The sequence below is a fragment of the Paraglaciecola sp. 25GB23A genome, assembly GCF_040012495.1.
Classification (GTDB): domain Bacteria; phylum Pseudomonadota; class Gammaproteobacteria; order Enterobacterales; family Alteromonadaceae; genus Paraglaciecola.
In genome coordinates this window covers 25,494-40,498 of the sequence record NZ_JBDYKM010000022.1, presented here as the reverse complement: position 1 = coordinate 40,498, position 15,005 = coordinate 25,494, and the positions used below count along the sequence as shown (strand labels likewise).

At 41.3% G+C, this 15,005-nt stretch carries 11 protein-coding genes; 7 read left to right on the top strand and 4 right to left on the bottom strand.

What is annotated here, in order from left to right; translation table 11 throughout:
* Nucleotides 1-82: 82 nt before the first annotated feature.
* From ABKW31_RS19085 to ABKW31_RS19070, 4 genes are all read left to right on the top strand, one after another.
* Nucleotides 83-277: a DUF2147 domain-containing protein gene (locus tag ABKW31_RS19085; protein WP_348618185.1), complete on the top strand. Its 195-nt coding sequence runs from the start codon at nt 83-85 to the stop codon at nt 275-277.
* A 207-nt stretch (nt 278-484) separates the two neighbouring features.
* Nucleotides 485-1,807, top strand: a complete 1,323-nt coding sequence (locus tag ABKW31_RS19080) for an amidohydrolase (RefSeq protein WP_348618184.1) — start codon at nt 485-487, stop codon at nt 1,805-1,807.
* A gap of 660 nt (nt 1,808-2,467) precedes the next feature.
* Complete coding sequence (locus tag ABKW31_RS19075) at nt 2,468-3,310, top strand: transglutaminase family protein (protein WP_348618183.1); 843 nt, start codon at nt 2,468-2,470, stop codon at nt 3,308-3,310.
* A gap of 289 nt (nt 3,311-3,599) precedes the next feature.
* Nucleotides 3,600-4,070 (top strand): FKBP-type peptidyl-prolyl cis-trans isomerase, encoded by a 471-nt coding sequence (locus ABKW31_RS19070; RefSeq protein WP_348618181.1) that lies wholly within the window; start codon nt 3,600-3,602, stop codon nt 4,068-4,070.
* 258 nt (nt 4,071-4,328) lie between these two features.
* On the opposite strand, the gene ABKW31_RS19065 is transcribed toward ABKW31_RS19070, so the two are convergent.
* The 4 genes from ABKW31_RS19065 to ABKW31_RS19050 form a co-directional block, all read right to left on the bottom strand.
* Entirely contained in the window at nt 4,329-4,856 is a 528-nt protein-coding gene (locus ABKW31_RS19065) for a hypothetical protein (protein WP_348618180.1), read from the bottom strand.
* 11 nt (nt 4,857-4,867) lie between these two features.
* Nucleotides 4,868-8,134, bottom strand: coding sequence for an LruC domain-containing protein (locus tag ABKW31_RS19060; RefSeq protein WP_348618179.1), 3,267 nt, complete (start codon nt 8,132-8,134; stop codon nt 4,868-4,870).
* Nucleotides 8,135-8,525: 391 nt separating this feature from the next.
* Nucleotides 8,526-8,951 carry a PaaI family thioesterase gene (locus ABKW31_RS19055; RefSeq protein WP_348618178.1) on the bottom strand — a complete coding sequence of 142 codons (426 nt, stop codon included), beginning with the start codon at nt 8,949-8,951 and terminating at the stop codon, nt 8,526-8,528.
* A gap of 356 nt (nt 8,952-9,307) precedes the next feature.
* A complete protein-coding gene (locus tag ABKW31_RS19050; RefSeq protein WP_348618177.1) occupies nt 9,308-9,895 on the bottom strand; it encodes a hypothetical protein in 588 nt (195 codons plus the stop codon).
* A gap of 401 nt (nt 9,896-10,296) precedes the next feature.
* Here ABKW31_RS19050 and ABKW31_RS19045 point away from each other — a divergent pair, with 401 nt between their 5' ends.
* The 3 genes from ABKW31_RS19045 (at nt 10,297) to ABKW31_RS19035 (ending at nt 14,687) form a co-directional block, all read left to right on the top strand.
* Entirely contained in the window at nt 10,297-12,981 is a 2,685-nt protein-coding gene (locus ABKW31_RS19045; RefSeq protein ID WP_348618176.1) for a PAS domain-containing protein, read from the top strand.
* A gap of 725 nt (nt 12,982-13,706) precedes the next feature.
* A complete protein-coding gene (locus ABKW31_RS19040; RefSeq protein WP_348618175.1) occupies nt 13,707-14,381 on the top strand; it encodes an OmpA family protein in 675 nt (224 codons plus the stop codon).
* Nucleotides 14,382-14,387: 6 nt separating this feature from the next.
* Nucleotides 14,388-14,687, top strand: a complete 300-nt coding sequence (locus ABKW31_RS19035; RefSeq protein WP_348618174.1) for a hypothetical protein — start codon at nt 14,388-14,390, stop codon at nt 14,685-14,687.
* Nucleotides 14,688-15,005 lie beyond the last annotated feature (318 nt).

The following is a 15,005-nucleotide window of genomic DNA, read 5'->3' as shown; positions in this document are numbered from 1 at the left end:
GGTATTTACAAAGATTGGCATAAAACATAGTGATAATTGAGCAGCTAGCCAAAATAGATTCATTGGCTCAGTTTGGATTCTATTGGGTTCTAACTATCATCTGACAGCTAACAACTGGCACGAAGATTATGTGTACGACCCAGAAAATGGCAAAACAGCTAGCGCCAAAATGAAACCGATAGACCATAGTGAAAAATTAGAGATGCGCAGCTATATTGACCTTCCATTGTTTGGCCGCAGCGCTAATTTTCCTGAGAGAAACCTAATGATTTGTTAACTGATTTTCAAACTACATATTAATCATCTACTCTTAAATAACATGCGATAGCTATCAGTATTCAGCAGAATAATATAGTTTGAAGCCTTCCAATTTCGGACTTTTTCGTATAAAAAACCTTTGTTAAATATTGGGCTTACAGGCATATTGAAAATCTTCAAGGTAAGCTGACATCACAGTGATTAAAAATAATAAGAGGATATAAAAATGAACAAGATAACTCAGGTTATTCTGCTAGTTTCATCATTAAATGTCTCAAGCGCTTGTTTGGCGTCTGAACTGTCTGATGCAATTCAACAAGATTACACTAACTACTTGGCGCCACTTTGGGATCATTTTCACCAACATCCTGAACTCTCATTGATGGAAACAGAAACGGCTAAACGACTAGCAAAAGAGTTGCGAGCTGTGGGCTTTGAGGTTACGGAAAATGTCGGTGGTACTGGTATTGTCGCTATTATGAAAAACGGTACAGGCCCAACTGTAATGGTACGCGCAGATATGGATGGTCTGCCGGTTAAAGAACAGTCAGGTTTAAGCAACGCCTCACAAGTAACGATGAAAGACTGGGATGGCAATGTTGTCAGCGTGATGCATGCTTGCGGACACGATGTGCATATTACTAGCCTCGTGGGTACGGCCAGACAAATGGCACTAAGGCGTAAAGAATGGTCAGGTACCTTGATGCTGATTGGCCAACCGGCCGAAGAAAGAGGACCGGGCGCCTCAGCCATGATGGACGATAATCTATGGCAGCGTTTTGGCAAACCAGATGTTGCCTTTGCCTTTCACGTGGATGCAGACTCTGTCGCCGGAAAAATCACAGTAGATGAGGGGTCGCCCTATGCTGGCTCAGATAGCGTAGATATTATTATTCACGGGGTAGGTGCCCACGGCGCCTCGCCTCATCAAGGTAAAGATCCTATTGTTATTGGATCACAGTTAGTGATGAATTTACAAACCATTATTAGTCGTGAATTAGCCCCCAGAGACGCGGGTGTTATTACGGTGGGGGCCTTTCATTCTGGTACCAAGCACAATATTATTTCCGATCAAGCCCATCTTCAGCTCACGGTTAGGAGTTTAAATCCTCAAGTGCGCAGTCAATTATTGACAGCGATTAAGCGGGTTGCTGAGGGTACGGCTCGCACTGCCGGTATTGCTGAAGATAAGCTTCCAGAGTTGAAAGTGAGTGAGTTTGCTTATCCGCCCACCTTTAATGACAAAGCCTTAGCAAGGCGTTTAAAAAGTGTTTTAGCCAATAAAATGGGTGAGGATGTATTAATCGAGCCCAACGAAAAAGGCATGGGTGCTGAGGACTTTGGCTTTTTCACTACCGACCCTTATATTCCCAGTGTCTATTTTAATGTAGGTGGTACCCCCCGAGCTGATTTCGAGCGGGCAGCTGCAGGTGGTGCGCCGGTAGGTAGTCATCACAGTCCACAATTTAAAATTTCTCCTGAACCATCGGTAACCGCAGGTGTAGAAGCCACGGTTTATGCCTTATTGGATCAGATGGCAAAAAAATAAATAGTTCCGCGAGACACCTGTAACTAGGTGTCTCGCCCTAAAGGAACTTGTCTGAAACTATTAAGCCCATTATATTCCTCGCTACACTGATTCAAATAATCATCTCATCAAACTTTAAACTATGGTTTTTTGCTCTCTAAATGCCTGAGATGTTGTTTTCAACAATACAGTCTGTGTTTGGGTAGTTATGGGCTTTACAATTCAAATATTAGGTCTTTTATTTCGGCGTAAACCCCTGGGAAAATAATTCAGACGCTAGGGATATTGTCTGCATATTGAATACCTAAACAAGTTCACATAGTGTATCCATGTTAGTATTTAGCAAATTCGTTGTTCACAATCTTGAGCTTTGACAGAGCTGATATAACAAAAACTAAAAATTTAAGTGCCTTGATCATGAATAATTGTATGCAATGACTTAGATAAAATTAGGCATAGAAGTATGCAAAATTTCGCCAAGCACATTTATAGATATTCCGGGTAGCGCCTACTGGGTAGCGCCTACCGGGTAGCGCCTACCGAGTAGCGCCTATCGAGCAACGATGCTTAATACCTAGCTTTTTTGCAAGCAAGGTAAATTAAAAATAAAACGGTTAATTGCTGAGCAGTTTTAGTTGGCCCACACATTACACAGATATTCACTTTACAATGGAGAGCCACATGAACTTTAAGATAATCCATGAGACCAAGTACTTATTCAGTGACGACGTCTTTTTAGAGCCGCATTTTTTAAGGTTTCGTCCTAAACAAACTCCATTTATCGATGTCACAAGTTTTTCGATTGTCATAAAATCTGAACCTGAAGGTCATCGCGTAATCGAAGATGAAGAACATAATGTCATAGACTTTTGTTGGTTTGAGCAGCTAACCAACAGTCTTACCATCAGTGTCGAAAGTAGCTTGCAAACCAAAGCATACAATCCATTTGATTTTATTATTCATCCAGGGTCGTTTAATAGCGTCCCTTTTATTTATTCTGAACATCAATTTCAAATATTGTATGCCGCTTTACAAAAAACGCCACTCTCACAGGCACTGATCGATTATGCTCAAGGCATACTTGAGACATCAAATTTTAATACTATTGCCTTCATCAGTAATCTGACCAGCCAAATACATCAAGATTATATCGTAGAATATCGAGAAGATGGCCCACCGTTGTCACCCGATACGACCTACCAAATTAAAAGAGGCTCATGCCGTGATTTATCATGGCTGCAAATTAATTTGCTGCGGCATCATGGTATTGCCTCACGTTTTGTCAGCGGCTATTTCTATTTTGATATGGAAAATCCTACCTATGAATTACACGCCTGGGTTGAGGTATTTATACCCGGTATCGGCTGGTTAGGTTTTGATCCTAGCCATGGTATTTTGACCGGCAATACCCATTTCCCGTTGGCATCCAGTGCGATTCCTGAAAATACCATGCCTGTATCTGGTGGTATTCGAGGTAGTGCTACATCGCAATTAATTACTAACTTACAGATAGAAAAACAATAAGCTTAATCTAAACTTATGACTTTGACACCCACTGCAAATAGCTGGGTGTTTTTCTAAAATATGCTTATATACAGTGGGCTATTAATGGGGGGCACCCCCTTATTAATATTCCAACAAAAGCCTTTGGGAGAAGAGTCATTGACACTCCAGTTTTGCTACTAAAGCTCTTAATTGCCTTTTTTAATAGGCAGGTTCAGCAAATCAATAAGCCTAGGCACAAGAATATAGTTTTATGCTAAAAAGAATCGAGTGTTAGAATGTAAAACTCTCAATATTAATAGGACGAGTAATGAAATTTATTGTTATAGCTGTAGTCATTGCCTTGGCGATATTCTACTTCTCTAGAAACTCAACGAATAAAAAGGTAGCACTTGAAAATATTGCTACAGGCAAAGATTTTTTAGCAAAAAACAAAACCAACGAAGATGTGATAGAAACAGCGTCTGGTTTGCAATATCAAGTATTGCAAAAAGGCGAGGGCAGTGCTCACCCAAGTAGTAGCTCAACGGTGAAAGTGCATTATCATGGCTTGTTGTTAGACGGCACTGTTTTTGACAGTTCAGTAGAGCGGGATACACCCATTAGTTTTCCTTTGAACCAAGTCATAAGCGGCTGGACCGAAGGCGTTCAGTTAATGGTTGTTGGTGACAAATTTAAATTCTTTATTCCAGCTGAATTAGGCTATGGCAATAGAGCGACTGGAAAAATAACGCCTGGCTCTTTGCTTATTTTTGAAGTTGAACTTTTGGAAATCCAATAGTTAGCTACCTGATAATCCGATTGTGATGGTCTATTTTGTGAAAGCGGTATAGACCATTTCAAGTTAGTGTATTCCCATCTTGATTGTGCTTGTAACAATGCTAATACAATTGACAATGCCATGGTAAGTTTGCGTTACCATGGCTTGTCACAAGGCTCTAATGTTCTTGTTCATTGCGCAATACAATACATTTTATCAGTTGTCCTTTACTCAAGTGATAGTCACTTTGCCCCAAATTTAAGGGGAATCTGAAGTCAATTAATTGTTATTAAAACGCCAATCTGTGAAAAGAGGTTGTTTAGTTTCATCCATAAACCACAGTGCAGCGACTAAACCTTGCGTATCATTGGTCACGGTAATAACCGCTTCATATTGGCTGTCATTTAGTGAGGTCCTAAGTAAGCAGCTAGCATAATTAATGCTATAGCTCCCATCACTGAGTTGCTGATAATCACTGCACAAGGATAAATAGGCTGGCTGGTTATCCTCTTCTGATAGAGTGATGCGCAAGGTTAATGAGCGTTCGCTATTTAGGGCAAAACCATCAGGTACACTTATTTCACTGCTATTTTGTGCTGCGCTTTCTATCAGCTCAACTGACTGCGCAGGGATACTGTCTACTAAGCTAAACTCAGTGATAGTTGCTTGGCTTACAATAGGGGCAGGTACAATATTGACGGGCTGACTATTATTCGCTGATGGCGCTGGGGTGCTAGTTTCTGAGCCACCCCCTCCGCACGCTGTTAGCAAAGTACTTAATAAAACAAAACTATATAACTTATTCATCGCTCACCTCTTTAATCAGAAAAAACATTTTTTATGTTGGCATTTTCCACTATGTACCAGTCGGCATTCACAGCCCCTTGATTGGCAATAAAACTGTGAAATTGGGGATAGGCATAAATCACATCCATATACTCCAACGGATATTGCCATTCAGCACCGACATTGATCGCCCATGGCATGCCATTCTCATTGACAAAGTAGCGCTCATTTTCTGGCTCACTGCTGTCTTGTCCGCGTCCAAAAAAGTCTGATCTAAACGCTTCTGTTGGAGCTTTATTGGGCAAATGTATTTCATACGCTCTGCCAGGTGGTAGACCAAATGCGTAGCCATGTTCAAATCCCTCTGTGGCAAATAAAAATGGGTCGTAAGGAAATTCAGGCATCTGTTGCTCAGGGATCCCATCATGCATGGGAAGTGTCATTGAGAAACGCATTTGAATTTTAGAGCCACATCCCGCTTCACTTCGATGGTACTTACAGTTTTCACCGGCACTGACATAGTCCCACATATCAGTGGTTATAATCGCTATCGCCTTATCACGGCCTGATTCTAAAGGAGAGGCATTTTGTCGCACGTCGTTGATGGTGTAGCGGATCGCATTTTCATTGATTGTATCTCGCGTAATACCGGGTAAATGAAAGGCAAAACCATTGTGATAGGATGCACCAATAGCGGCTATTTGACCTTCTAATTTAACTCGGATGATCTGACCATTTTGTCTATATTCACTGATACGATAATTCATCACTAAGTCATTAAAATCATAATCACCTATTGCTGGCCAATTATCTTCAAATGCTATCGTTGCCCATCCAGAAGCACTAGGATAATAGCGGATACTGACATTGGGTTCTGAAATATCAATTTGATAATCTTCAACTTCACCATCACTTACGCCGCCAGTTGGACCCAGCTCAGCAGTGCTGCTTATTCTAAAGCGTGCCCAAGTGCTGTTCGCTTCAGCCCACTCAGGCACATCATAGCTAATGATATTATTCCCTTGGACTACAGAACGAGCATCAAGAATTTTTTCATCATCACCAAATACACCGTTACCGTCAAAATCTATCCATGCATTCACAAAGGCCGATGACGAAGCGACAAGTTGCAGTACCGCCCCATTGCCGACTTCAATTCCAGTGACAAAAGCTACTCCATCTTCATCATCATTGCCGTCTGTTTCATCATCGCTTAGTGGAAATTGAAAACTATCAAATTCGGCATCAACTCCTGAGCCCATAAAAATTGCGTTATTTTCTGTACTATGACGGGCCCCATTATCGTTTGCTAAACTGCCGTATGAGGCAGGTGCATCACCAAAATCTATGCTTGCCGCATCGGTGGCAATAACTGGGGCCAATGCACAACGTGCTCCATCGTTGTTACTGGAGCTTGGGCCATAAGCAAATAAATCCGCCTGGGAATTGGCTTGCTTGGTATCAATTCTAAATATTTTGCCATCGTTGTTACGGCTAATATAAAGGTTTTCATCTACGTCAAAATAAATTGCTCCAAAAGTACCAGACTCACCAATGTTATTAAGTAAAGTGGCGTTGCCATTGGTCACATCAATACGAAAAAGGTTCCCTTTGTTATCTACACTATATGCAAAGCCATTAAATGGATGAAATGCCATATCAAAAATAGCTAAATTTAAATTACGGCCATCTATAATTCGGTCTGCAAGCAAATAGTTAGCAGCTGCTGAATCTAAGGAAATGGCATATAAACCGTAATCAGCTCCCGGCCGATAGACGTAATACACATTGCTATCAATGGCAATATCACCCACATAGAACGATACATCCGGTAAGCCAGAGGTGGCCAAGGGTGTTACTTTATAAGCATTGTTAATGCGCACGGGTTGTGCAAATTCATTACTCCAGGCATAGAGATATTGATCGTGAAAATTAAAGCCCATTGCATTCAGTTTATTCGAGGTGCCCATGGTATTTGACAGTTGTTGGTATTGCCCTGTGGCTAATTGCACCCCAAACAAGGTTGCCGAGGTGTCTTGAATTAAAAAGGCATCTGTAGGGCACGCCGCAAAGGGGTGTCCCTCAATGGCTTGACTTAGTGCTGCGGCCACCCCGTTAGTGCAGCCTTGTTGGCCGATGACGCTATCTGCGCCAAACTCGATAAAATTAGTCGCCGAAAAAGCACCACCACAATCATTACCTAGGCCTGAGATCACAGCATTGGCACCTGTCTGCACGAAGCCTTTAGCAAAAATATAACCTCTTGCTTCTGCCCCCGCCCCTAACTGTGCATAGCCGGCGGCGCCCGTTTTGTCTCCAAGGACATTCCAGATAATACTGCTGTTGTCGGTTACGTCTTTTAATATGACCTTGGCATCAATCGCGAAACTTAAGTAGTTTGCAATATTAAAAACCCATGTGCCGTCAACTCCTTTGCCATCAAGTATGAGGGTTCTGCCTCCGGCAATCGTCAGATAATCTGTGGTGCTATAAATACCGGCTTCCAGAGTCTCATCGTTTATGCCAAACGTGGTAGACACTAATTCAGTTCCTGTTCCTAAGCTCTTCAAGCTGGTTTGCAAGGTGGTAATGAGCACTTCTTGATTAGTGACTAAAGGGGGTGGAGGAGGAAGCTGTAAAGAATTGGCGCTAAGGATCCCATCAATTTGCACCCCAGCACCGATGGTTGTGGTCGTTCCAGCATCAACATCGCCACGAAAAATTGAACCCGCTCCGACAGTTACGGTAGTACCAGCTAAAACATCGCCGCCTACTTCTACCGTTGCATCAATCGTTACAGTAGTGCCCGCGACAAGCTCACCGTTAATCTTAGCACTGGCACCTATGGTTGCTGTAGTTCCTGCCTGAATCGAGCCGTCAATAATTGCAGCTGCACCTAAGGTGACAGTCGTTCCCGCTTGAATATAGCCCTCTACACTTGCATCGGCGCCGAGGGTAGTGGCCGTACCAGCCTGAACATTACCACCAACCGATGCGTTCTCAGCCAGCGTTATGGCGGTAGCACTTTGAACATTCCCCCCAACCTTGGTACGAGCGCCCATTGTTATATAACCACTGGCATAAAGTGACTGGTTGTTAAGGTCTGAATCCAACAAAGGTTGAATACTTGCTTGCGCGCTTGGAGCAGAAGATAACAGCGCGATTAATATCAAAGGATTGAGCTGTCTCGCTAAACGCCGCAGATGCCCATGGCCATAGATGATCATGCTTTCTGCTAAGGTGTCAGTATTAAGACTAGCCCTATTGTCCGCCTCAACATAAGTATTATTCTTTTGCATCTTGTCGACCTCACTCTATCAATAAAACTTTTTGTATATTTATAGAGTGGAGAGCAAAGAGTGAGCCAATATTAAACTGTTGATTATTAACGTTATTTTATTTTTACTGATAATGCGAGATTTCTGTTTTGCAAAAAATATAGCATTTTGCAAATTAGCTTTGGGCCACAAACTGACGTAGTTGAAGAGCGTGAGTTCTCTTGACGAATATTGACTTGCCTAAAACACATTAAGGCGTACAGACTCGCAAAACACCAATATACTGAACAGCTTATGAATTTATTGCTTAAATGGGAAATAGCACAACATTTTTGAATCCGCCCTTCGTTAAAGTAAGTCATTATTTAAGTTAGTTAAGATCTCTAGTACATATAAAGTAATGTTGTAGTGGCTATAACTTAGGCGCTCTTAATAATTTAGCGATTGAGCTGGCCGTTGCGGTAAGTTCATTGTCTTCGTTGTAAACATGCCCTTCCATAAACGCTGTTTTGTAGCTTTTTTTTATCACCCAGCCTTCAACACGCAGTTTCCCAGCCCGCGTTGGCGCAAGATAAGACGTTTTTATTTCTAGGGAGGAAACATTTGTAATTTCTTGATCGCAGATTATAACCGCATGGCTCATGGCTGCATCAAGCATGGCGGTAACAAACCCACCTTGCACAATATCAATCGAATGACAGAAGTCTTTACTGATAACAAATTCAAAGGTACAAGCTGTTTTGTCAGTATCGAAATTGATCAGTTGTCCACCAAGCATGCCAATGAGTTTCGGGCCATGTTGGTTTATTTGTTCAATAATTTTAGCTTTGTTGTGCATAAATACCTTTGTTGTACTGTTTGCTCCGACTTAAGAGCGTGATTACTGGGGAAAGCTGCCGAAGACTAATGTTAAAACGCAGATCAATCAGGGGTAAAACAAAATTAAATGGCCGATTTACTGCTAGTTCATCTGCTCGTTTTTTGATAGGCGAACCTTTGTTGTTAGTCAACTAAAGTAGTCGCGAAGTTTTAAAGATTTCGGCAATAAGTGCAGCATTGCGTGACACTCGGGTCAGTCTTTTGATAGTCATATTATCAAAAAATTGCATATTAAAACCGAGCATCATTTAATGAACCAGCCGTTTCCTGTTTTTAGCGCAGCTTGTGCTATAACAATTTGCAACCTAGCTTGGATTAATAATCGGCCATATCATCTTGATTTGCATCTTCAGGCATGTTTTTCATCAGCCAATTTATATTTTCCTTAGCAAAGGCTTTGTCTGTTGCTGATGCCGATTCTGCAAGTTTCAACATGCCCTGCATAGCTTGTTTTTGTTCTGCTAATTGAGACATCATTCTGTCAATTTCTGTTTGGGGGATCTGCATGGCTTGCATTTGTTTAATCGATTTTTCCTGAGCTGAAAGCATGCCATCGACACTCATACCCATAGGCATTTGCTCCATTTGCACGGCCATGATACCACCCATTACTCGCATACCAATGTCGTAAAATTGCTCAAAGTCATGCAAACCGGTGGAGGTGGCCGCTTTTTCGATAGCAGAATATTGCGGCAAACTTTTAACCATTTTTAAAAATGTACTGCGGTCGGCAATCAGCGCGCTATTGAGACTATCTTTAAGGTCAGGAAACTGTTTTTCCACAAGTTCCAGATTTTTAATCGCATCAAAATACTGCTGTGCAATGGTTCTTGTTAGCGGTGTAGAAGCAAAAACGGTGCTTGAAAAAATGCAAATACATAAAACAAGTAATGAGTTTTTCATAAACTTTTCCTTAAGTTAAGGGTAGGGTGTTAAGAACGTTATTTTAGCCAGCGAAAAATTATAAACAACAGATAAATGGGATTATATGCCCTTCAATTTGAAGTTAATTACAAACCCATCTTGGTCTTTAATTATTAAGTGTAACTAGCCAGGTAAACAAAGTTACAAAATAGTAGATTCATTCAATAATAGGTGACTAAATATCATTGGATGACCTATTAATTTTTTTGTACGTTTATTTGCTTTCCAGTTCAAGTTCGGATTAAAGTGATAAACGACTCACCAATAGTTTTTGACTTAGCAGGTCTGGCCTGATGTGCTCAAAGAGTGGCTACAGTGATCCATATGCAACAATTAAAATAACAAATATTCATTGTTTTGCGCGTTTTAGGAGTTAATAAATGCGGCATTCGTCTACCGAGCCAGAACTTTCGACTGTCCTCCGTTTGCTTGAAGAAACCCAGCGAATGGCAAATATCGGTGGATGGGAGCTTGATATTCTCTCCGGCAAACTTTACTGGACAGCAGAAACCTATCGCATCCTTGATACTTCTCCCGCAGAATTTAATCCTACTATGGGCGCAATCGTTGACTATTTTTTACCTGAATCGAAAAAGAAGCTTCAGGCGGCCACAGATGCCGCATTAACTCAGGGCATTGGCTTTGACTTACAACTCGAAACTTACACGGCTACTGGGCGTAAAATCGATATTAGGGTTACTTGCAAGGTAACAGCCCATGAAGGAGTGATAAGTAAGCTTACGGGCGTCTTTCACGACGTCTCAGAATCTGTTAGTCAACAAAAAGAAATAGAGCAAAATCATCGGCGTTTACAGATTGCAACAGATGCTGCCGAATTAGGGGTGTGGGAATATAATATACTCGAGCAGTCGCTTATCTGGGATAAGCGTATGTATGAGCTGTACGGCGTCACTGATAACCAGCACACTGCTGCTCATTCTTTCTGGGAAACAGCCTTATCCCCGCAGGATATGGGAAAAGCATCGCATGCAATAAGCGAGGCTATCAAAAATAAAAAACCGTTTAAAATTGAATTTAGTGTTCCTCATCCAGATGGCAGTGTGCACTGGATTGCGGCCACCGGTTGCCCCATAGAGGATGCGGCAGGGCAGGTGGTAAAGATCATCGGCACGAACCAAAGTATTGATAGCATAAAAGAATACGAAGAACGAATTGAAACAAGCCAGAAATTTGCCAACACCGGCTCTTGGGAGTGGAATTTCAAAACTGGTGATGTTTATTGGTCGCCAATGATTGTGAAAATGTACGGAGGCCCCGAAACTAATATTATTACCAATCATGAAAACTTTGTCTTGGCCTTGCATCCAGATGATCGACAATTTGTTCAGGACGCTGTCAATTTATGTATCGACAGCGGTGAAGAATATAATATTCAGCACAGAATAGTTTGGCCGGATGGATCGGTGCATTGGATAGCAGCACAAGGTAATGTTGTGCGTAATAGTCAAGGTGAAGTAGAGCGTATGTTAGGCATGGCGCAAGACATTACACAGCGCAAGCAAATAGAAGATGAACTGCTTACCCAAAGCCAAATCGTCACTAGAATGGAAGAGGGAGCCGACTTGATCCGTGTCAGTGACCAAACTATTGTTTATACCAACCCTGCCTTCGAGAAAACCTTTGCTTATGAACCGGGTGAAATGTTAGGGAAACACATTTCTATCCTTAATGCTCCGGGCCACGTTAGTCCAGAAAATAGGGCTCAAAATATCATCAGCGAACTAGAGGCTAAGGGGGTATGGCGAGGAGAAGTGCACAATATTAAGAAAGATGGCACTCTTTTTTGGACTTATGCAACCGTATCTACTTTTGACCATCCAGAGTATGGAAAAGTTTGGCTGTCTGTACACACTGATATTACTGAATTAAAACTAAAAGATGAACTGTTACGGCATAGTCAAAAAATGGATACTATTGGTCAGTTAACGGGCGGGATCGCTCATGACTTTAATAACATTATGGCGATTGTGTCAGGTAACTTGGAACTTCTGCAAAGAATGTTACCCACAGATTCTAAAGAATATAAGCGAGTTGAAAATGCCCTTAAGGGAACAACTCGAGGAGTCTCAATTACACGAAAGCTGCTTAATTTTTCTAGGCATGACGCAATAGATGTTAAACCTACTAACATCAATGATTTTGTTGTCAGTAGTATCGAATTGATTAAAAAATCACTGACACCATCAATTCATATAGAAACTAATCTTGCGAAGGACTTGTGGATAACGGAAGTTGATCAAGGTGATTTTGAAGATGCATTGCTTAATATCGCGTTAAATGCCCATGATGCTATGCCTGATGGTGGTACGTTAACTATCACTACCAGCAATCACGTTTTGCCTAGTTTTAATTTCGTTAATTCATTGAGTTCAAATAGTTCTGAAGATAACTCTGATTTTGTCAAAATTTCTATCACTGACACTGGCAAGGGAATGAGTGAAGAGGTATGTGCTAAAGTTCTGGAGCCTTTTTTCACCACTAAAGATAAGAGTAAGGGCACTGGTCTTGGACTTAGCATGGTACATGGCTTTGTCAATCGTTCTGGTGGGCGTATAGAAATTAATTCGGTCATTAATGAAGGTTCAACGTTTACTTTATTTCTACCTCGCATAAAAAAAGCGGTTAACTTTAACGCTGCACAATCGATTGCTATTGAATATCCTAAAGGGAATGAAACAGTCTTAATTGTTGACGATGAAGAGGCCTTGAGGGACCTCGCAAAACTATTATTAACAGGACTTGGATATACGGTATTAACCGCTGCTAATGGTGATGAGGCTTTAAAAATATTAGAAACTGATATTAAGATCGATTTACTGTTTAGCGATATTGTTATGCCGGGTAAGTTAGACGGTAATAAACTCGCTATAGTCGCGCATCAACAATATCCTACTCTTAAGATTTTGCTTACCAGTGGCTATGCTCACAAACGCGATGACACCTTGTCTGAAAACAACGAGTATTTATCCAAGTTACTAGCTAAACCATACAGCCAACTGGAACTAGCACTTGCTATTCGTGGCACCTTGAACGCTGATAATTAGAAACTCCAATGCTTACTATGATGCTTTAGTTATCATTAGGGCGTGACGCCGTTTTACCAATAGTGACTTAGCAAAACATAATCATCCGACGGGTTGGCGCAATTGGGACGATAAGGACAATCAGCAAAGTACTTTTGATACTCCGGTGGATAAAAGTGGGCCTAGTGCAGGGCAAAGCAAACGTGCTGAATGGTGAATATTGCTCATTAATGAATATGCCAAACTGTTCAACCAGAAGCCGGTATTGCGCAGACGGAAACCACAGTTGCAAGACTAATAATGGCTAGAGATTTATCATTACTATACACACCTAGACTTGTTTCAGTATAGGTGTGTATAATTAACTGCCTGTTGAAAACAAACACCGCACAAGTGTTCAAGGTGCTCAACTCTCTGAGTCTACTTTGTTCATCGCTAATTTTGAATCTGCGAAATTTCCTGAATCAGCAAAAAACAAACTACTCAAAATACAATTAGGTCCGTATTAATCAACAATAAAGGCAAAAAGAATGGATCTAAAAAAGTTGGGAAAAAGCTAAAAAATATAAAGCTGATAAGATAACTGCACATAAATGAAATGAATATAGACTGGCAGGAATCTCAAGAAAAACCAGTCGATGATACCAGTCCAAAGCAAGTAAAAAAGTTAGAAAAAACGGTTGCAGTAATTCTAAACATGCCGCCAACCCCCAACAAGTTTATAAATCTAAAATTTAAGGATATACATGAAATTATTTAATGTGGCCATCTCGTTAATCACATGTCTAACGTTAAGTGCGTGCACGACGTTTGACCCCTATACTGGTGAGAAAGAAGTGAGTAACACTGCCAAAGGTGCCGGTATAGGCGCGGGTGTTGCTGTCGTCGCGGCATACTTAGCCAACAAGAATGTCGACGATGTAAGCAAAAGAAACCAAAGAATTTTGAAAGCTGCCGCAGGGGGCGCTGCAATTGGTGGTGGCATCGGCTACTACATGGATACCCAAGAAGCTAAATTAAGAAAACAATTACGTGGTTCTGGCGTAAGTGTGGTTCGTGAGGGTGATAACATCAACCTGATTATGCCTGGTAACATTACGTTTTCTTCAGGTAATAGTAATATAGAGCAAAGTTTTTTACCTATCTTAGATTCAGTTGTTTTAGTTTTAAAAGAATTCGACAAAACTTTAGTCGTAGTTTCTGGTCATACCGATAGCTCAGGCTCTACGGCACTTAACCAAAATTTATCTGTAAGCCGCGCACAATCGGTTTCTAATTACCTCAACTCCGCTGGTGTTATCACTGATAGATTAGAAGTAATTGGTTTTGGTGAAACACAGCCAGTTGCCAGCAATGATACTGCTGCAGGTAAAGAGCTGAATAGAAGAGTAGAAATTACTCTACTTCCAATCACGCAATAACTCACAATGAAATATTTACTGTTATTTTTATCCATAGCCACGCTTTCGGCATGCCAAAGCGCCTATGAGTTGCAAAGTGCGTCGACAAAAGGTTTGGCTAACAGCTATTCTTGTGGACAAATTAACGCTGCATTTGCTGCTTATGAGGCGGATAAAACGTCTTTTATGGCACTCAAGGAAATTGCAGTGGTATCTGGGCTAGAGGTCAAACCAACAGCGGCAACAGAAGCCAGTTCCTATTATGAGAGTGCAAAAGCTGCTGCCAATATTGCGCTTATCGTACAAGGCTGCCCACCAAGAGATTAAGATACAGACTGCTATATACACCTTAGAATAAGCAGAGTTTGATGAGGACATAAAGTACGGACGTTTGGCATATCGCTTATTGCCACTACCTTGTGAAGATTGTCACCATGAATATCAGGTTGCTCTGGTTGCAAATGCTTTTGTTCGAGTTGTGTGATGCACTGATTATGGCTCAAAGTGCAAGCCCTGCTGGTGGATTATATGTTGTACCACGAGCCGCGGTAGCTCAAAACTAAACTGACAGCACCATTTGAAAAATGGCTAACTGTCAGTTCAAGTCTGAGTTACTGCAGCTTAAAGCCTGCGCTTCCAATCAAT